17 protein-coding genes are annotated in these 18,911 nt (G+C 67.4%); 7 read left to right on the top strand and 10 right to left on the bottom strand.

Annotation, left to right across the window (positions count from 1 at the left end):
* Positions 1-25: 25 nt before the first annotated feature.
* The 3 genes from CXR02_RS07540 to CXR02_RS07530 all read right to left on the bottom strand — a co-directional run bounded on the left by CXR02_RS07540 (position 26) and on the right by CXR02_RS07530 (position 3,226).
* Positions 26-541: an HAD domain-containing protein gene (locus tag CXR02_RS07540; RefSeq protein WP_104061403.1), complete on the bottom strand. Its 516-nt coding sequence runs from the start codon at positions 539-541 to the stop codon at positions 26-28.
* A gap of 134 nt (positions 542-675) precedes the next feature.
* Positions 676-1,926 carry an FAD-dependent oxidoreductase gene (locus tag CXR02_RS07535; protein WP_104061402.1) on the bottom strand — a complete coding sequence of 417 codons (1,251 nt, stop codon included), beginning with the start codon at positions 1,924-1,926 and terminating at the stop codon, positions 676-678.
* Positions 1,919-3,226, bottom strand: coding sequence for an aromatic acid/H+ symport family MFS transporter (locus CXR02_RS07530; RefSeq protein ID WP_104061401.1), 1,308 nt, complete (start codon positions 3,224-3,226; stop codon positions 1,919-1,921). Before CXR02_RS07530 ends, CXR02_RS07535 begins: the two co-directional genes overlap by 8 nt.
* A gap of 48 nt (positions 3,227-3,274) precedes the next feature.
* On the opposite strand from CXR02_RS07530, the gene CXR02_RS07525 reads away from it, so the two are divergent.
* The 4 genes from CXR02_RS07525 to CXR02_RS07510 all read left to right on the top strand — a co-directional run bounded on the left by CXR02_RS07525 (position 3,275) and on the right by CXR02_RS07510 (position 6,924).
* Positions 3,275-4,072: an IclR family transcriptional regulator gene (locus CXR02_RS07525; RefSeq protein WP_104061400.1), complete on the top strand. Its 798-nt coding sequence runs from the start codon at positions 3,275-3,277 to the stop codon at positions 4,070-4,072.
* A 121-nt stretch (positions 4,073-4,193) separates the two neighbouring features.
* Positions 4,194-5,333 (top strand): cupin domain-containing protein, encoded by a 1,140-nt coding sequence (locus CXR02_RS07520; protein ID WP_104061399.1) that lies wholly within the window; start codon positions 4,194-4,196, stop codon positions 5,331-5,333.
* Positions 5,330-6,172, top strand: coding sequence for a fumarylacetoacetate hydrolase family protein (locus CXR02_RS07515; RefSeq protein WP_104061398.1), 843 nt, complete (start codon positions 5,330-5,332; stop codon positions 6,170-6,172). The genes CXR02_RS07520 and CXR02_RS07515 overlap by 4 nt, the downstream gene beginning before the upstream one ends.
* Complete coding sequence (locus CXR02_RS07510) at positions 6,172-6,924, top strand: maleylpyruvate isomerase family mycothiol-dependent enzyme (protein ID WP_104061397.1); 753 nt, start codon at positions 6,172-6,174, stop codon at positions 6,922-6,924. Before CXR02_RS07515 ends, CXR02_RS07510 begins: the two co-directional genes overlap by 1 nt.
* A 113-nt stretch (positions 6,925-7,037) precedes the next feature.
* Here CXR02_RS07510 and CXR02_RS07505 read toward each other — a convergent pair whose 3' ends face one another.
* From CXR02_RS07505 to CXR02_RS07495, 3 genes are all read right to left on the bottom strand, one after another.
* Positions 7,038-7,469, bottom strand: a complete 432-nt coding sequence (locus tag CXR02_RS07505) for a VOC family protein (RefSeq protein ID WP_104061396.1) — start codon at positions 7,467-7,469, stop codon at positions 7,038-7,040.
* Positions 7,470-7,580: 111 nt separating this feature from the next.
* Positions 7,581-8,300 (bottom strand): response regulator, encoded by a 720-nt coding sequence (locus CXR02_RS07500; protein WP_104061395.1) that lies wholly within the window; start codon positions 8,298-8,300, stop codon positions 7,581-7,583.
* On the bottom strand, positions 8,297-10,249 hold the full coding sequence (locus CXR02_RS07495; RefSeq protein WP_104061394.1) for a DUF4118 domain-containing protein: 1,953 nt from the start codon (positions 10,247-10,249) through the stop codon (positions 8,297-8,299). The genes CXR02_RS07500 and CXR02_RS07495 overlap by 4 nt, the downstream gene beginning before the upstream one ends.
* A gap of 177 nt (positions 10,250-10,426) precedes the next feature.
* Here CXR02_RS07495 and CXR02_RS07490 point away from each other — a divergent pair, with 177 nt between their 5' ends.
* Positions 10,427-12,391 carry an amino acid transporter gene (locus CXR02_RS07490; RefSeq protein ID WP_104061393.1) on the top strand — a complete coding sequence of 655 codons (1,965 nt, stop codon included), beginning with the start codon at positions 10,427-10,429 and terminating at the stop codon, positions 12,389-12,391.
* A gap of 20 nt (positions 12,392-12,411) precedes the next feature.
* Here CXR02_RS07490 and CXR02_RS07485 read toward each other — a convergent pair whose 3' ends face one another.
* Positions 12,412-13,167 carry a ZIP family metal transporter gene (locus tag CXR02_RS07485; RefSeq protein WP_104061392.1) on the bottom strand — a complete coding sequence of 252 codons (756 nt, stop codon included), beginning with the start codon at positions 13,165-13,167 and terminating at the stop codon, positions 12,412-12,414.
* Positions 13,168-13,309: 142 nt separating this feature from the next.
* Between CXR02_RS07485 and CXR02_RS07480 the strand changes: the two genes are divergently transcribed.
* Positions 13,310-13,930 carry an L-threonylcarbamoyladenylate synthase gene (locus tag CXR02_RS07480; RefSeq protein WP_058932553.1) on the top strand — a complete coding sequence of 207 codons (621 nt, stop codon included), beginning with the start codon at positions 13,310-13,312 and terminating at the stop codon, positions 13,928-13,930.
* A gap of 15 nt (positions 13,931-13,945) precedes the next feature.
* On the opposite strand, the gene ligD is transcribed toward CXR02_RS07480, so the two are convergent.
* Positions 13,946-14,968 carry a non-homologous end-joining DNA ligase gene (gene ligD, locus CXR02_RS07475; RefSeq protein ID WP_104061391.1) on the bottom strand — a complete coding sequence of 341 codons (1,023 nt, stop codon included), beginning with the start codon at positions 14,966-14,968 and terminating at the stop codon, positions 13,946-13,948.
* A gap of 79 nt (positions 14,969-15,047) precedes the next feature.
* Between ligD and CXR02_RS07470 the strand changes: the two genes are divergently transcribed.
* Positions 15,048-15,725, top strand: coding sequence for an alpha/beta family hydrolase (locus tag CXR02_RS07470; protein ID WP_104061390.1), 678 nt, complete (start codon positions 15,048-15,050; stop codon positions 15,723-15,725).
* Positions 15,726-15,764: 39 nt separating this feature from the next.
* Here the strand turns inward: CXR02_RS07470 and CXR02_RS22340 are convergent, their stop codons facing one another.
* Both CXR02_RS22340 and CXR02_RS07465 read right to left on the bottom strand, forming a co-directional pair.
* Positions 15,765-15,908 carry a hypothetical protein gene (locus CXR02_RS22340; protein ID WP_181037167.1) on the bottom strand — a complete coding sequence of 48 codons (144 nt, stop codon included), beginning with the start codon at positions 15,906-15,908 and terminating at the stop codon, positions 15,765-15,767.
* Between the two features lie 165 nt (positions 15,909-16,073).
* Complete coding sequence (locus tag CXR02_RS07465) at positions 16,074-18,869, bottom strand: ATP-dependent RNA helicase (protein WP_258060863.1); 2,796 nt, start codon at positions 18,867-18,869, stop codon at positions 16,074-16,076.
* Positions 18,870-18,911: the final 42 nt, after the last annotated feature.

Here is an 18,911-nt window from a genome sequence, read left to right as displayed (position 1 = left end):
CTATCGATCGTACGCGTCCATGGCATCAGGTCAAGAACAGCTGCTCCGTGACAAACCCACCTACGGCGGCCAGTTCGGCGGGAGAGATTCCCCGGCGCGGATCGGGCGACACCGTGAGGATGCGTGGGCCCAGGAATCCGGCCCACGCCAGTGCTTCCTGTTCATAGCGGAGCTGGTCGTCGATCCACACGATGCCATCCGGGGCGTTGGCCACCAGGTCCTCCTGGAGGGCGGCAAGCTTCCACCAGCCCTCCCCCGTTCCGGCACCATCCGCTGTCAGGCAGGGCCAGTGGGCGCCTGCAAGTCCGATGGCAGGGGATAAGTATTCCGCGGCCATCTCCTCCCAGCTGGTGAGCCACACGCACCGGACTCCAGGCAACCGGGCCATTGCGTTGAGCCCATCAACCAGCTCCCCCGCGTAGGCCACCTCGAGCATGCCGGCGTTCGCAAGTATCCAGCCGGAACCCCATGGCGTCTTGCCCGTCGCTCCGAACGGGCAAACGACGCCGTCGACGTCCAGGTACAGGGTGACGTTTCGCATGGCTACACTCCGTCACGCCGACCGGCCCGGACCGGTCCCTAAATACCGGACATTAAATAGAGGAGGGACTGCATGCATCAATCGTTGCATTGCGTGCAGTCCCTCCTCAAGGACTCTTGGACAGAGAATGCCTTCTAGACAGAGAGCGTCTTCGCGTTGGCAGTTTCCGGGCGGGCGGGGCTTCCGGGCTGGTCCTGGCCGTACAGCCAGTCGTTGTACTGGAAGTTGTTGTCGGCCCGGCTCTTGAACAGCAGGTTCCGCAGCGTGCGGGCAAGGCCGGAGACATGCCAGGACTCGCCCCAGACACGGGCAGTCCGCTGGACCCGGGCCGTCCGGCCCGCGCGGATCGTATTGAATTCCCTGATCGCATCATCCCAGGCTGCGGGGTTGACGCCGTCGGCGGTGAAGACGGTGCCGTTGGTGACCTCCTGCAGCACGGCAGCATCTTCGAGCGCCTGGCAGGCGCCCTGGGCCAGGTACTGAAGCATGGGGTGTGCGGCGTCGCCCATCAGCACCATGCGGCCGGCAACCCAGTTTTCGATCGGGTCGCGGTCGTACATGGGCCAGCGCATGGCGGTGCCAAGATTCTTCAGGGCATCCTGAACGGCCGGGACGCAGTCCCTGTAGGCTTCCTGGAGCTCATCGACGCCACCGTACTGCTCTTCGCCGCGTTCGAAGGAGGGCGATTTGAAGACGGCTACCGTGTTCAGCAGTTCGCCCTTGCGCAGCGGGTACTGCACAAGGTGGCAGTCCGGGCCGAGGTAGACAATGACGTCTTCCAGGTCAGCCTTGGGCGTGTTTTCGGTGATCGGCACCGTGCCGCGGTACGCAACATAGGCCGAGGAAACCGGCTCGTCGTTGGCAACGAGCGGACGGAGAGTGGACTTGAGTCCGTCGGCGCCGATGATGACGTCTGCCTCATAGTCAACGCCGACGGCGGTGTGCGCAATGCCGCGGCCGTTCACGGTTTCCACACTTTCCACCATGACATCGTTGACCAGCTTGACGCCTGCCGCTTCACAGCCTTCGAGCAGGACCCGGTGCAGGTCGCTGCGGTGGATCACCACGTACGGTGCCCCATAGCGCTCTTCGAATTCGCCGCCGAGTGCCTGCCGGGTGAGCTCCTCACCGGTGACGGCGTCGCGGAAGACCAGGTGCTTGGGCTGGACACCGATTTCCAGTGCTTTTTCCAGCAGGCCCCAGCGCTGGAGGACCCGTGAGGCGTTGGGGGCCATCTGCAGGCCTGCGCCCACTTCGCCAAACTCGGGAGCACGCTCCACGAGAGTCACTTCGGCGCCGTTCTCGCGCAGGGCCAGGGCTCCGGCGAGGCCGGCCATTCCGCCGCCGATAACGAGGACTTCAGTGGACGATTTCAGGTCAGACATTGCTGGCTCCTTCAGAGATTTTTCCAGTGGACTTGATCTTGATAGCGATGGCTGCCAGCAGGACCGCGGCTACGGCCGCCGCACCGGCGAACGCCAGGAAGTTGGAGTTGACGCCGAGCCCGGCAGCGAGCAGCAGCCCGCCCACCTGGGGTGCCGCGACGGCGCCGATGCGCCCGACGCCGAGGGCCCAGCCAAGGGCCGTTCCGCGCAGGTGCGCCGGGTAGTGGCTGGCTACGGCGGCAATGATGAGGCACTGAGTTCCATGGGTTCCTACGCCGGCCAGCACCAGCATGAGGTAAACGACCGCGACGGGCGGGCCGGTGACCAGGACCAGCAGCGCTGCAGCAGCGACGCCGGCGGCAGCGATCGCCGTCGGGATCGGGCCGAACCGGGTCCCGGCCCAGGCGGTGATGACGGATCCCGCTACGGCGCCCAAATTCAGGGCCAGGGCAAACGTCAGTGCTGAGCCGAGGTTGTAGCCGGCCAGCTGCATGAGGTTCGGCAGCCAGGTACCGAGGCCGTACCAGGCGAACAGGGTCACCAGGGTGGCGCCGGCGTAGAGCAGGCTCATGCTGAGGAACGGCGCCCGGAGCAGGGACCTGAACCCGGCGGGTTCCCGGGTTGCTGCAGCGTTGGAGGAGACGCCGCGCAAGGACGGTGCCAGGGTTTCAGGCAGGTAGCGGAATCCCAGCGGAATGACCACGATCAGGGCCAAAACGGCGACCAGGAACATCACCGGCCAGCCGAAGGCGGGAATCATCGGGATCCCGACCAGTGCAGCGATGGAGCCGCCGATCGGCACGCCGGACATCATGAGTGTAGCGACCGTCGAACGCCACTTAGTGGGGACCAGTTCTGCCACGAGCGCATTGGCTGAGGGGACGAGGCCACCCAGGCCGATGCCCGCCAGCAGGCGGAGGGCACCGAAGACGATGGCGTTCGGGGAGAACGCGCACAGGATAGTGAAGATGGAGAAGACAATTGCGCAGCCGATGATGGTCCGGCGGCGTCCCCACGTATCCGACATCCTGCCGGCGAAGATGGCGCCCATCATCATGCCAACGAACGCCATCGAGCCGACCGTCCCGGCTGTGGCCTTCGTCAGTCCCCAGCCGGTGTCATTGATGAGGGACGACTGCACCGTGCCGTAAACAATGAGATCGTACCCGTCGAAGACCACCAGGAGCCAGCAGACCAGTACAGCCATGGCGGACTGCTTCGAGAACCGCGATGCGCCAGAAGAAACAAGGCCGGCGCCGCCTGTGATGCCCTGCGCCGTGGCAGGAGGTGTGTGATTCATCCCACTACTGTCGGCCACCTCACACGACCCCGCCTATATAATTCTGTCATGCAGAATTTGACCGCCCAGCGCAAGCCCACCTATCCGATTGAGGCGGTGGACAACGCCCTCCTGCTACTGCAGCTCCTGCGTGACGGGGGTAGCCTGCGGCTCAAGGATGCAGCGCTCGAGCTTGGCGTCGCCCCGTCGACGGCCCACCGGCTCCTGGCGATGCTGGTGTATCGGGGCTTTGCCGTACAGGATGAGACCCGGCGCTACGTTCCCGGGCCGGCCATGGGTGCCGGGCCCGCCGGGGTGGGCTGGTCAAGGCTGTTGCGGGAAGTGGCCAGGCCGCACATGGAGATCCTCTCGTCCCGGGTCAACGAAACAGTCAACCTGATGATCCGGGTGGGCACCAAAGTCAGGTTCCTGGAGACTGTGGAGAGCAACACCGCACTGCGCGTGGGCGACCGGCAAGGAATAGTCCTGCCCGCCAACAAGGCCTCCGGCGGCAAAGCCATGCTGGCAGAACTTGAGCCCGCAATGGTGGATCAGCTGTTCCGCAGCAACAACGCGGAAATTGGCGGCGACAACATCCCCGACGCCGAATACCCGGCCTTCCTGCGGGAACTGCAAACCATCCGCGGCAATGGATTCGCCGCTAACTTCCAAGGTACCGAGGAGGGGATCAGCGCCCTGGGGTTGGCCCTGCACAACCGCGCCGGCGACGTCGTTGGGGCGTTGAGCGTAGCCACCCCGGTGGCAAGGTTCCGGCGACTCTTCGACGCAGGACTGGTTGGCGTCATGATGGAGACCCGGCGCCAGCTCGAAATCGACATTGCCGCCAACCCCTTCAACAGGGACTGATCCAGCAGCCGGGGCTCTTGCCCGTTAATTCTGTTAGGCAGAATATGTTGGAGATCACATACTCCGCTCCCTAGAGTCGTTCGTACGCCCAAACGCTCATCGCACCCTCAAGGAGGCTCCCGTGTCCATCAGCGCCGAGAACACAACTCATGAATCCGTGGCCGACAGCCACGCCTTGCCGGAACCGACTCCGGAGGAGGCAGCCCAGCTGGAGCGGCTGTACGCGGATTTCAAGAGTGAGAACCTAATCCCGCTGTGGACCGAGATCGGTGACCTGATGCCGATGGTCCCCACCCCTAAAGCCGTGCCGCATGTGTGGCGCTGGAACGACCTGTACCCCCTGGCTGCCCGCGCCGGTGACCTGGTGCCGGTGGGCCGGGGCGGCGAACGCCGCGCCATTGCCCTGGCAAACCCGGGCCTGGGCGGCACCGCCTACGCAACTCCCACGCTTTGGGCCGCTATCCAGTACCTGGGCGGCCGGGAAACGGCCCCCGAACACCGCCACTCCCAGAACGCGTTCCGCTTCGTCGTCGAGGGCGAAGGCGTATGGACCGTGGTGAACGGCGACCCGGTGCGCATGTCCCGCGGCGACTTCCTGCTGACCCCGGGCTGGAACTTCCACGGCCACCACAACGACACCGATGAGCCCATGGCCTGGATCGACGGCCTGGACATCCCGTTCGTGCACTACGCCGACGCCGGGTTCTTCGAGTTCGGCACCGAGCGCGTCACCGACGAAGCCACCCCGGACATCTCCCGCTCCGAGCGGCTCTGGGCCCACCCCGGCCTCCGCCCGCTCTCCGGCCTGGATGGCACCACCAGCTCCCCCATCGCTGCCTACCGGTGGAAGTACACTGACACTGCCCTGCGCGAGCAGCTGCTCCTCGAGGATGAGGGGCACCCTGCCACAGTCTCCCAGGGCCACGCCGCCGTCCGGTACTCGAACCCGACCACCGGCGGGGACGTGATGCCCACGATCCGTGCCGAGTTCCACCGCCTCCGCGCCGGCGCCGCCACCGAGCCGCTACGCGAAGTCGGATCGAGCGTCTGGCAGGTCTTCGAAGGCTCCGGGACCGCGACCCTGAACGGGGAGGCCAAGACCCTGGCCAAGGGCGACCTGTTTGTCGTCCCGTCCTGGACCGAATGGTCCCTGCAGGCCGACGAGGCTGCCGGGTTCGACCTGTTCCGCTTCAGTGACGCCCCCATCTTTGAACGCCTGAACTTCAACCGCACCTACACCGAAGGACGCAAGAACGCATGAGACTCCTCACCCTCCGCACCGAAAACGGCAACGACAGCAGCACCAGCACCGTGGCTGTCCGTCAGGACGGGACCATCCTCACCGAGATCAACGGGTTCGCCGACGTCGGGGCCCTCCTGAAAGACCCTGCCTGGGAGAACATCGCCAAGGCCGCCAACGGCGCCACCCACCCGATTGAGGGCGCCGACCTCGCCCCGGTAGTGCCGGCCCCGGGCAAAATCATCTGCGTGGGCCACAACTACCGCAACCACATCAAGGAAATGGGCCGGGAAGTCCCGGAGTACCCCACCCTGTTCGCCAAGTACGCCGAATCCCTCATCGGGCCCAACGATGACCTGGCCCTCCCGCAGGAATCCGACACCGTGGACTGGGAAGCCGAACTCGCCGTCGTGATCGGCAAGACCGGCCGCCGCATCGCTGAGGCCGACGCCAAGGACCACATCGCCGGGTACGCCGTGCTCAACGACGTGTCCATGCGCGATTACCAGTTCCGCACCGTCCAGTGGCTCCAGGGCAAAACCTGGGAGAAATCCACCCCGTTCGGCCCCGCCCTGGTCACCACGGACGAATTCTCCGCCGGCCCGCTCATGACCAGCGCCGTGGACGGGGAAGTCCAACAGAGCACCCCCACCGGCGACGTCGTATTCACCCCCGAATTCCTGGTCTCCTACATCTCCACCATCATCACCCTGAACCCGGGCGACGTCATCGCCACCGGCACCCCGGGCGGGGTGGGCCACGCCCAGGACCCCAGGCGTTACCTGCAGGAAGGCCAGCTCCTGGTCACCACCATCGAGGGCCTGGGCCAGCTGAACAACCGCGTGGTCAAGGAAGCCTGATGGTTGCCCGCCAGGACCAGACGACGGACCCGGAACTGCTCGAAGCGCTGCTGCATGCCCGGCGCGGGACCGCGTTTTTCGCCCGGACGCTCAACGAACTCACCGACGCGGAGCTCGACGGGGATTCGCTGCTGCCGGGCTGGACCCGCCGGCATGTGGCCGCGCACATCGGCTACAACGCCCGCGCCATCGCCCGGCTCATCGAATGGGCAGCCACAGGGGTGGAGACACCGATGTATGCGTCCAGCGACGTCCGGGACCACGAGATCAGCTTCGGGGCGACTCTCTCCCCGATCGCGCTGCGGAACCTCTTCGACCACTCCGCCGTGCACCTGAACGTCGAATGGCGCGACCTCCCGGCCCAGGCCTGGCACCACCAGGTCCGGACGGCCCAGGGCCGCATCGTCCCCGCGAGTGAAACCGTGTGGATGCGTACCCGCGAAGTCTGGACCCACGCCGTGGACCTGGACAACGGTGCCAGCTTCGCCGACATCCCCGAGCCCGTCCTCGAGCGGCTCCTGCAAGACATCACCGGAGCATGGAAAACCCGCGGCACCGACACCGGCCTGCTCATCAACATCACCGGCACGGACCTGACATCCGGCGACACCACCGCCCAGAACCCAACCCTCATCACCGGAACCCTGCCCGGCGTCACCCAATGGGCCACCGGACGCGGCACCCACGCCGTCACCGCAACACACAACGGAACACAGCTGGACGAAGCACCGGCAGCTCCCCAGTGGATCTGAGCCTGGTGACCTTCGGACTGTCGAAAAAGCACCAAAAATAAAGAAGAAACGGAACAGCGGCGGGTTTCCCGCCGCTGTTCCGTCGTGCTATCTCCCGGTTTGATGCGTGGCGCCTATGTCGCGGGAGTCGCCTCGGGGTTATTGACGTTGACCAGCCAGGCGGTGCCGAACTTGTCGGTGCACATACCGAAGATATCGCCCCAGGGCGCCGGTTCCAGGGGAACGGTGACCGTGCCGCCGTCGGCGGACAGCTTTTCCCAATAGCCGCGCAGTTCGTCTTCGTCGTCGCCGCTGAGCGAAACCGAAATGGAGCTGCCGGTCGCGAGGTCCATACCGTTCGGCGTGTCCGCCCCCATCAGGACCAGGCCGTTGCTGGAGGTCAGCATGCCGTGCATGATTTTGTCGGCTTCCGCCGGATCTTCGCTGGCGTGAAACTCCCCGAACGTGCTGAGAGCCAGGTCGCCGCCGAAGACGGACTGGTAGAAGGTCATCGCCTCGCGGGCGTTCTCGCGGAAGCCAAGGTAGGGGTTGAGCGTCGTTGGCATGGCCGGTTCTCCTTGAAGTACAGAACTGAAACGGAATCGGAACAGTCAACATCCTGCCGCACTTCCCACCGCCTTCATAGGGGTTCACGGCAACCTGATGCCCCGCAGTTTTCAGGGCATAAAGCGGTATCCCACACCAGGTTCGGTGAGGAGGTGGCGGGGTTTCCCGGGATCGGCCTCCAGCTTCCGCCGCAACTGGGCCATGTACACACGCAGGTAGTTGGCTTCCGTCTGGTAGGCCGGTCCCCAGACGTCCAGCAGCAGCTGCTGCTGGGTCACCAGCCGGGCAGGGTTCCGGACCAGCAGTTCCAGGATGTTCCATTCGGTCGGCGTCAGCCGGACAACGTCCCCGTCCCTCGTGACCTGCCGCTGGGCCAAATCCACGGTGAAGGAGGTAGCGGCCACCGTGGGTACCGACGCCGGATCCGGAACGCGGCGTAGGAGCGCCCGCAGTCGGGCCAACAGCTCATCGAGTCCGAACGGCTTGGTGATGTAGTCATCTGCACCGGCATCCAGGGCGTCGACTTTGTCCGATGAGCCGTGGCGTGCGGACAGCACCAGTACGGGCAGGTTGCTCCACCGACGGAGTTCCCGCAGGACTTCCGCTCCATCCAGGTCCGGCAGTCCGAGGTCCAGGATCATCACGTCCGGCGGACGGTGGGAAGCGGCACGCAAGGCGGTGCCGCCGTCGGACGCTGACTCCACGGCGTAGCCGTGGGCCTGGAGCGTGATCCGGAGTGCCTTCAGCAGGTGGGGATCGTCGTCGACAACCAGCACACTGGTCCGGCGGCCGCCCTGCGTGCCGGAAGAATCAGCCTGGTCCGTGTTCATATGGCCTCCTGCCGCGGCTGGCCGGCCGCGTGGCGCGCACCCGGCGAGCCGGTGGAAAGGGCCAGCCTGAGCACCATGGTGAGCCCGCCGCCGGGAGTTTCCTGTGCAGTCAGCGTGCCGCCCATGGCCCTGACGAACCCGTCGGCGACGGCCAGGCCCAGTCCCACTCCGGTGGCCTGGGGCCGGTCGTGGAGCCGCTGGAACGGCTGGAACATCTCAAGCACCTTCCCGGCGGGCACACCGGCGCCGTGATCGATGATCCGCAGTTCGCCGGACGGATAGCCATCCAGCGTGGCTGCCCCCATGCCGTCGGAAGTGCCGGTGATGGTGATCCCCGAACCCGGCGCGTATTTGACGGCGTTTTCCACAATGTTCGCGATCACGCGGTCCAGCAGCACGGGATCGGCTTCCACTGTGGGCATGTTGGCGGGCAGCTCCACCCGGACTGTACCGTCCGGGAGCCCGCGCAGGGCCGGGGCAACAACCTCGCTCCACCGCACGGGTCCCAGCAGCGGCCGGACGGAATCGGCGGTGATCCTTGACATGTCCAAGAGGTTTCCCACCAGCTGGTCCAGCCGGTCCGTGCATTCGTCAATGGTTTCCAGCAGCTCCCGTTCTTCCGCGGGCGTATAGGTGACGGTCCGCTGCAGCAAGCCACCGGCGGCGAGCTTGATCCCCGCCAGGGGCGTCCGCAGGTCGTGGGACACCGCCCGCAGGATCGCCGTGCGCATGGAGTTCCCTTCGGCCAGCCGCAGCACCTCGCGCCGGCTGACGGCCAGCTGGCGGCGTTCCAGCTGGGCTTTCACGTGGACCGCAAACGCACCCAGCAACCGGCTTTCCACTGCCGGCTCCTCCCGGCCGAACAGCACGAGCCGGGTGTCGGCGTCGACCGGTTCCGCGGTGCTGCCCGGCAGTCCGGTGACGCCATGCTCCCACCCGGCGATATCCCCCGCGCCGGCCACTAGCGACCAGATCCTGCCGTCTGCGCCGCGGACTCCGGAGGGTCCCGACGTCGCACCGGAACCTTGCGCTGTGCCCTCCCGGCTGCTGTACACACCGGCACCGGTGGCACCAAAAACGTCCAGGGCCTCCGCCAGGATCCCGTCCAGGGTGTCCTCCGAACGCGAGGCGCCCAGGGCGAGGTCGCCCAGCGTCGCCGCCTCCGCCTGCGCGCGGGCAGCCTCCTTGGACCGGCGGGCAGACCCGTCCACCACCCCGGCGACTGCCACTGACACTCCCACAAAAACGGCCAGGGACAGGAAGTCCTGGGGATCACTGATCGCCAGGTCCCCCAGGGGCGGCGTGGAAAAGTAGTTCACCAGCACGCTGCTCCACAGCGCGCCGACCACGGCAGGCCACAACCCGCCCACCAGCGCCACCGCAACGGCGCCGGCAAGCTGGATTAGGACGGCGGTGGCAACGCTGTGGTCGAAGGCTGCGAGCAGCAGCTGCAGCAGGGCGGGCAGGGCTGCAGCGAGCGCAAAGCCAATGGCAACCCTGGTGCGGCCCAGATCAGGCCGCCGGCGTGGTGCGTTCCGCTGGGGCGGGACGCGGGGAACTACCTGGACATCAACGTCGCCCGCACCGCGGACCACCCGGGCTTCCACGGTGCCGCCGGCGAACAACCCTGCCAGCACACCGGCAAGCGGTCCGCGGCGGGACTGCCCCACAACAATATGGGTGGCACTGGACTTGCGGGCGTAATCGAGGAGGGCCCGGGCCGGATCAGTCGCGGAAACGGTGTGGTAGGTTCCGCCCAGGTCTTTGACCAGCCGCCGCTGTGCCTCCAAAACCTGGGGAGACTCGCCCGCGGTACCCCCCGTGGTGCGGACGTGGACGGCCACCAGCTCGCCGCCGTCGGTCCTTTCGAGAATCCTGGCGGCGCGCCGGATGAGCAGTTCTGCGTCATCGCTGCCGTTGAGGCCAATGACTATCCGTTCCCGTGCCATGCCGCCATTCTCCCACCCGGATCCCCACGTCCCGTGCGGGCCTTCCCGGGGTTGGTGGCCTTGGTCATACGGACGTTAAGGATGCGTCAAGATCCGCCCGAATCTGGCTCCAGGGCGAGTGGGCAGTACTAGATTCGGCTGTGCCCGCGGTGCTGTGCCGCGGACTGAAAGGCTTCCATGAGCAGACCCCCTGCCGATCCCTCGGCACTCCGTGCGACGCGGAAGGCGGCCCTTGGCAGTTGGCTGCTGCATGGTTTGGAGGATGCCAAGGGCACCCATCAGGGCCCGGGCGGGCTCGCGGACGAACAAAAGAAGCACCACTGGTGGCAGGTGATGTGCCTGACCGGCGTGGACTACTTCTCCACGCTGGGCTACCAGCCGGCCATCGCGGCGCTCGCTGCCGGTGCCATCTCCCCCTTGGCAACGCTTGTCCTGGTGGCCGTGACTCTGTTCGGCGCCCTCCCCGTCTACCGCCGGGTTGCCGGCGAGAGCCACCGCGGCGAAGGGTCCATTGCCATGCTGGAGCGGCTGCTCCCCAAGTGGCGGGGCAAGCTCCTGGTGCTGGTGCTGCTGGGTTTCGCGGCCACCGACTTCATGATCACCATGACGCTGTCCGCCGCCGATGCCACGGCACACCTGATCGAGAATCCGTTTGCACCGGACGCCCTGCACGGCCAGGAGGTGGCCGTAACGCTGGTCCTGCTTGCCCTGCTCGCTGCCGTTTTCCTGCGCGGGTTCAAGGAGGCCATCGGCGTCGCCGTTGTGCTGGTGGTCCTGTACCTGGGGCTCAACGTGGTGGTCATCGCGAGGTCGCTCGCGGAGGCAGCCGCCTATCCGGTGGCCGTCGGTGACTGGTGGCAGACTCTTAACACCTCCCACGGGAATCCGCTGATGGCGGTGGCCATCGCCCTGCTGGTCTTCCCCAAGCTGGCGCTGGGGCTGTCCGGCTTTGAAACCGGCGTGGCGGTGATGCCGCAGGTCCGCGGCGGCGCGGCCGACACCCAGGAGAACCCGGCCGGGCGGATCACGGGGACCCGGCGGATGCTGACCACCGCCGCCGTGATCATGAGTTCCTTCCTGGTGACCAGCAGCTTCACCACGGTTGTCCTGATTCCCGAGGACGAGTTCCTGCCGGGCGGACAAGCCAACGGCAGGGCGCTGGCGTTCCTGGCGCACGAATACCTCGGGCCGGGCTTCGGCACGGTGTATGACGTGAGCACCATCGCCATCCTGTGGTTCGCCGGGGCGTCGGCGATGGCCGGCCTGCTGAACCTTGTCCCCCGGTACCTGCCGCGGTACGGCATGGCCCCGGCGTGGGCGAAGGCAGTCCGGCCGCTTGTGCTTGTCTTCACGCTGATCGGGTTCCTGATCACCTGGCTGTTTGAGGCCGACGTCGATGCCCAGGGCGGGGCGTACGCCACCGGCGTCCTGGTACTGATGACCTCGGCTGCAGTGGCCGTGACACTCTCGGCCCGCCGGCTTCAGCAGCGCAAGCGGACCATCGGCTTTGGCATCATCACGGTGCTGTTTGTCTACACAACGGTCGCCAATATCTTTGAACGTCCCGAAGGCATCCGGATTGCCGGCTTCTTCATCCTGGGGATCATCAGCATCTCGCTGCTCTCGAGGGTGCTGCGGTCCTTCGAACTGCACGCCACGCACGTCCGGCTGGACACCCAGGCCCTGGAGTTCATGGCGGAGAACTTGAGCGGGCCCATCGGGATCATCGCCCACGAACCGCTTCGCCAGTCGGCGGACGCTTACCGGCAGAAACTGGCGTCATCCACCGAAGCAAGCCATTTTCCCTCTGATTACCGGCCCCTGTTCCTGGAAGTCACTGTGGACGATTCCTCCGACTTCGAGACGGCCTTGGAGGTCCGGGGTGTGGTGCGCCACGGGTTCGCCGTCCTGGAAGTCCATGGACCGGTTGTGCCCAACACCATCGCCTCAGTGCTCCTGCACATCCGCGATGTGACCGGGCTGATGCCGCACGTCTACTTCCGCTGGACCGAAGGAAACCCTGCCGTGAACCTCCTGCGCTTCCTGGTGCTGGGCGAAGGCGAGATCGCCCCCGTGACGCGCGAGATCCTCCGCGAGGCCGAACCGGATGTCACCAAGCGGCCGTGGGTGCACGTCGGCTGACCGTTGACGACGGCGGGACGTCACCCCCCGAGCTGGTGGACTGTGAAGGCCGTCAGGAACCCGACGGAGGCGGTCAGCCCTGTGAGGTTGTGGTGCTCTTCGAACGCCTCCGGGATCATGGTGTCGGCGAGCATCGCCAGGATCCCGCCCGCCGCGATCGCGGTAATGAAGGCGATGACGGCGTCGGGAGCGTTCTCCAGCGCCACATACCCGAGCAGTGAGGCGAACCCGCACATGACGGCTATGCCTCCCCACACCCCAAAAATGTAGCCGGTACTGCGTCCTGCCTTTTTCATCCCGGCAGTTCCGGAAAGACCCTCGGGAACGTTGGAAATGAAGACAGCCGCAAGCATGGCCGGACTGACCGATCCCGCGGTGACGAGTCCGACGCCGAGCACTATCGACTCCGGGATCCCGTCGAGGAGGGCGCCGAAGGCGATGGCCGTGCCGCTGCCCGGGCTGTCCTGCTCCGACGGTTGCTGGCCGCCTGAGCGTTTGCGGTGTTTTGCGCCGGCCCGGGTGAGGAGCATGTTCGCACCCACGTAGACCACGGAGCCGGCCAGGAATCCGGTCACGGTGGGCCACAGGCCCCCGCCATCAACCGCCTCGGCGACGAGCTCGAACGCCAGTGCCGAAATCAGCACGCCCGCCCCAAAGGACATGATCGAGGAGACCAGTTTGGACGGAATGGCCCATTTCCACGACGCGGCGGCCCCCAGCACCAGGGCGGCACCGGCCACGTTTCCCCACATCAACGCCTGAAGCCACACCGGCATGCTGCCACCTTTCGTTCGCCCCGCACGGGACTCACCCTGCTTACTGAACCCATAGGTCCTGAACCTATCCTCCCTCGGCGTTGCACGCGCGGCGCCGTGCCTGTCTACTGGCCAGGGCGCCAATTGTCGTAGGCTCAGGAGCATGGCCAGATACTTTGATGTTCATCCCCAGGATCCCCAGCCCCGCGCCATCACGCAGGCCGTGAAGATCGTGCTCGACGGCGGGCTGATCGCCTACCCCACGGACTCCTGCTACGCCCTCGGGGCCCAGCTGGGCAACAAGGATGCGCTGGACCGGATCCGGAATATCCGCAAGCTCGACGACAAGCACCACTTCACGCTGGTGTGCAAGGACTTCGCCCAGCTGGGCCAGTTCGTGAACATCGGCAACGACGTCTTCCGCGCCATTAAGGCCGTCACGCCGGGAAGCTACACGTTTATCCTGCCGGCCACCAAGGAAGTGCCGCGCCGGCTGCTGCACCCGAAGAAAAAGACCGTGGGCGTGCGCATCCCGGACAACCGGGTGGTCCAGGCGCTGCTGGCCGAACTCGGCGAGCCTCTCCTCTCCAGCACCCTGCTGCTCCCGGACGAGGAAGACCCGCTGACCCAGGGCTGGGAGATCAAGGAACGGCTTGAGCACGAGGTGGACGCGGTCATTGATTCCGGCGACTGCGGGGCAGAGCCCACCACGGTGATCGACTATTCCAGCGGAGTGGCCGAGGTGGTGCGTCGCGGCACCGGCGACCCGTCCCGGTTCGAGTAGCCGGCTGGAACGGACTCAGTCCTGTTTGCGGGCCCGGCTCGGCTGCACCCGCGGGGGCTCGCCGGGCATCTTCGGGTAGTCCGGCGGGAACGGCAGTTCGCCGAGCCCGGCCTTGAGGTCCCGCTCCCACCACTCCAACAGCACGTCGATGGTGCCCGGATGCGCCTTCATGTCTGCCCAGGGATCGCCCACGGTCCTGAGCCGCTCGGGGACCGTCAGGATGGTGAAGTCCTTGGGATCCGCGCTGCTCAGTTCGTCCCAGCTGATGGGGCAGGAGACCGGCGCATGGGCCAGCGCGCGGGGGCTGTACGCGCCGGCGATGGTCCGGTCCCGGTTCGCCTGGTTGAAGTCCAGGAACACCTTCACGCCGCGTTCCTCCTTCCACCAGGCCGTGGTGACCTTGTCCGGTATCCGCCGCTCCAGCTCGCGGGCCGCAGCGATCACCGCGTGGCGGACGTCCAGGAATTCGTGGTTGGGCTCGATGGGCGCGTAGACGTGCAGGCCGCGATTCCCGGATGTCTTGATGAACGTGTCCAGCCCGGCCTCCGCCAGCACCTCCTTCAGCGCCAGGGCAGCCGGGACGGCGTCGTCGAAGTCCGTGCCCGGCTGCGGGTCAAGGTCGATGCGCAGCTGGTCCGGGTTATCGGTGTTCGCTGTAAGGGACGGCCACGGGTGGAACACCACCGTATTCATCTGCACCGCCCATACAGCCGCGGCGGGTTCGTCCAGGACCAGCATGGGGTGCGAGCGTGCGCTCGGAAAGGTCACGTTCACTGAGCGGATGAAGTCAGGTGCTCCCTTGGGCGGGTTCTTCGAAAAGAACTGGGCCCCCTCGACATTGTCCGAGTACCTCTGCAGCGCCACCGGCCGGTCACCGTTCGCGGCGATGAACGCCTCCCCCACATCCACCATGTAGTGGGCGAGGTCCAGCTTGGTCAGACCGAGATCCGGCCAGAGCACCCTGCTGGGGCTGGAAACGCGCATCTCGCGCTCGCCGTGCGGTCCCGGGACAGTGAGGGTGGTCTGTTCGCTCGCCATGGGGACAACCTACCCTGCGCCATGCGTGGCGTCAGCACCCCGGCGCCCAGCGCTGGCGGTGATCCGGCATCATGGACCTATGGCCGTAGCTGAATCCCCTGTTACCTTTCCCGTCGGCGACGTTGAGGTCTCCGGCGTTTACGCCCGCCCGGACAGCCCCTTCGCCACCCTGGTGCTGGCGCACGGGGCAGGCGCCGGTATGGAGCACCCGTTCATGAGCGGTTTCACCCGTGGACTGAACGACGACGGCGTTGCCACCCTGCGCTTCAACTTCCCCTACCGCGAGGCCGGCCGGAAGTTCCCGGACCGGCCGCCGGCAGCCATCGCCGCCTGGCGCGCGGCCATGGACGAAGCCGCGCGCCAGGCGCAGGCCCACGGTGATACGGGACCGGTGTGGGCTGCCGGCAAATCGTTTGGTGGCCGGATGGCGTCCATGGCAGTTGCCGAGGGAATGGACACTGCCGGACTCGTCTACCTCGGCTATCCCCTCCACCCGCCCGGCAAGCCCGAAAAGCTCCGCGACGAGCATCTCTACGGGCTCACGCTGCCCATGTTGTTCCTGCAGGGCACGCGCGACACCTTCGCGACGCCGGATCTGCTGGAGCGTGTCATCTCCCGGATCGGTCCGTCCGCTGTCCTGGACTGGATCGACGGTGGTGACCACTCCTTCGCCGTCGCCGGCAAGAAGCGCGACGCTGCAGAGATCGGAGCGTCGCTGGCGCCCAAGGTGGCCGAGTTTATGCGGAGCCGCGGCTGACCGATCCGGCCAGCCGTAACGGCCACGTGCCCCGACCAGCTACGCAGCGTCCTCGTGCCACCAGCCTTCCCAGGCGGTGGAGGTCAGCAGGCCGGTGGGGAAATCGGTCTTTCCGATCCCGCCATTGTGCGGGCGGCTGCCCTCTCCGCGGCCGGCGTCAAAGAGGAGGTTCAGGCTACTCAAGAGCAACATTATGTGTGTCCCTTCGTGTGGTGGTCTGGACCACGTTGTCCAAGTAGGAACGAGCCTAACTGCGCCATGTTTCAGCGGGTCGACGTAACGTTTCGGCCACGTATCGGACATCTCACCGGTGCAACCAACGCAAGAAAGGCCGCCGGCGGTCCTGCGCTACATGCGGGCTTTGGTCCGGGCCGTCGGCAGTGCCGTCCAGGGATCCTCCGGCCAGGGATGCCTGGGGTAGCGGCCGCGCATCTCGGCCCGCACCTGCGCGTACGGCCCGGACCAGAACGATGCCAGGTCATCCGTCACGGCAAGCGGCCGCCGCGCAGGCGACAGCAGGTGGAAGAGGACAGGAACCCTGCCGTCCACCAGCCGTGGGGTCTCAGCCCAGCCAAAGCACTCCTGCAGCTTGACCGCGACAACCGGCCGGCCGCCGTCGTCCGCGCGTGCCTGCCGAGGTGCTTCCTGCCCTGGTCCTGCCTGGTCCGCCGCGGCACCATCTGACCCGGCACCGCCTGGCGCCGCTCTGTCCGACACCTCGGGGTAGTCGATCCGCACCATCGATCCGCTGGGTACTTTCAGTGCCTCCGGTGCCAGCTCCGCCAGACGGACCGCCTCCGGCCAGGGCAGCAGCCTCCGCAGGGGGTCGGTGAGGTCGATGCTGCTGGTGGCGGCGCCGCCGGCCAGTGCCTCGAGCTCGGGTCCCAGCCAGGAGTCCAGCCGGGCCAGCAGGGCCGGTTCGGAAACGTCGGGCCACGGCTCGCCAAGTTCGTGGCGCAGCAAGGCGAGGCGGCGGCGCAACACATCGGCCGCCGTCGACCATCCGATGGTTCCCAGCCCCTCCTTCGCGAGGGCACGGGCCACGGCGGCACGGCCTTCCTCGGCGGAGGGGCGGACGGGGGTGGAGGACAGGCTGATGGCACCCAGCCGGCGTTCCCGCCTGGCCTTCACCCGGCCCTGGCTGAACTGCGCTTCCACCGTGTCGGTCAAGAGGTGCCCGGCGGCCGCCTCGGCGGTGTCGGCGCTCAGCGGCGCGGCGGACCGGATCACCGCGCCGGTACAGGCTGCGTCCCGGCCGGCGGCGCGTGAAACTTCCGCCACGGCCAGCCACTCATGCCCGGTGAGCGGACTGCCCGCCGGCAATCCCGCACGAGTGCCGGACGACAGCAGGTACCGGGCCGGGCCATCGCCCGGGACGCGCCGGGCCACGCGGTCCGGGAACGCCAGCGCGACGACGACGCCCACCGCCTCCGCAGCGGTCACCGGCGCTGACCTCACCAGGGACGCAATGGCGGATTGTCGGATGGCTGCGCCTTCAGTCCGCGCAATGCCCTCCAGCCGGCGGACGTCCTCTGCCCAGCGCCTGGCGGCGGGGTCCTTTCCGGCGCGCAGGCCGGACAGGAGCCGGGTGAGGTCGGCCCCGGGGGCCCGCTGGTCTCCGGCTACGAGCGCCACCGCTTCCGCTGCGGCGCGGTGACCTACGGCCGCTGCGCCGTCGAGCAGTGCGCGGGCCAGCCGCGGATCAGCCGGGACCCGTACCAGCGTCCGACCCAGCGAAATGGCGTGTCCGTCCGGCCCCACGGCTCCGAGTTCGCGCAGGACTTCAACAGCCTCGCCCATGGCTGCCGCGGGAGGCGGATCCGGAAGCGCCAGCCCGGCGCCGCCCGGCGATCCCCAGCAGGCCAGGACCAGCGCAGCACCGGTCAGGTCCGCGACGGCGATTTCCGGCGTCACGTGCGCCGGCGCGGCACCGTAGGTCCTTTGGTCGTAGCACCGGACCACCCGGCCCGGGCCCTGCCGTGCGGCCCGGCCGGCCCGCTGTTCGGCTGATGCCCGGGAGCAGGAAACAGTGACCAGCCCGGACATCCCGCGGCTGGCATCACGGCGGGGTTCGCGGGTCAGCCCGGAATCGATGACGAGGCGCACTCCAGGGACGGTCAGGGATGACTCGGCCAGATCCGTGGACACGATGATCCGTGCCGGGCCGCCCGGCCGGCGCCCCGAAACTGCCTGGTCCTGTTCGGCCGGGCTGACCTGGCCGTGGAGCTCCAGCACTTCGGTTCCGGGGGCAGCCCGGCCGCGGAGGCGGGCCGCCACATAGGAAACCTCCCAGGCTCCCGGGACAAAGACCACCGCATCGGTGCGCGTGTCCTCCGCCACGGCGGCGGTGTGGGCCTGCGCGGCTGTATCGGCCACGTGGTCGAGGAATCCGCGTGTGACCCCACGGTCATCCAGCCGCGCCACGGCGGCGGGCAGCCATTCAACTGCCAGGGGGTACAGCGCTGAGGGGCAGTCGACGACGGGAGCCGGCCCGCCGTCGTCGTCCGCTGTCCCTGCCTGTCCTGTGCCTGCATTCGCGGCTGCGCCCCCGATCAGGGCGGCGAAGCGGGGCGCGTCCAGGGTGGCGGACATGGCCACCAGCGTGAGGTCGCCGCGGAGCTGCCGAACTTCGGCGAGCATCCCCAGCAGCAGGTCGGTTTCGAGGCCGCGTTCGTGGACCTCGTCCAGGATGACCGCGCCAGTGCTTTCCAGGCCGGGATCATCGAGCAGGCGCCGCAGCAGGATGCCTGGTGTGACAAACTCCACCAGCGTGGCGGGCCCGGCCTGGCGTTCACCGCGGACGGTGTACCCCACGCGGTCTCCGATCCGGCTGCCGTCCAATGAGGCCAGTCGCCGGGCGGCGGCACGCGCTGCGACTCGCCGCGGCTGGGTGACCACCACCCGCTTGGCCATTCCTGCAGGCGCGGCAAGGTTGGCGAGCAGCGGCGGGACAAGCGTTGTTTTGCCGGTGCCGGGTGGCGCCTGCACCACAGCCGTACCCGCCGCACCGCCGGCGCGCAGCACAGAGGACAACTCGGTCAGCGATTCGGCGAAGGCCAGACCGGTGCCGATGACCGCCAGATCAAAGGTGCCGGCACCAGAGGTGCCAGCAGGGACGGCGGCGGGGACGGTGGGCGATGTCACCCGTCCATTGTCGCCGCTAACCGGCACCGCCGTCAGCGCAGG

The sequence above is a fragment of the Arthrobacter sp. 4R501 genome (assembly GCF_002929755.1).
Classification (GTDB): Bacteria; Actinomycetota; Actinomycetes; order Actinomycetales; family Micrococcaceae; genus Arthrobacter.
This window is presented reverse-complemented; position numbering and strand designations above follow the sequence as displayed.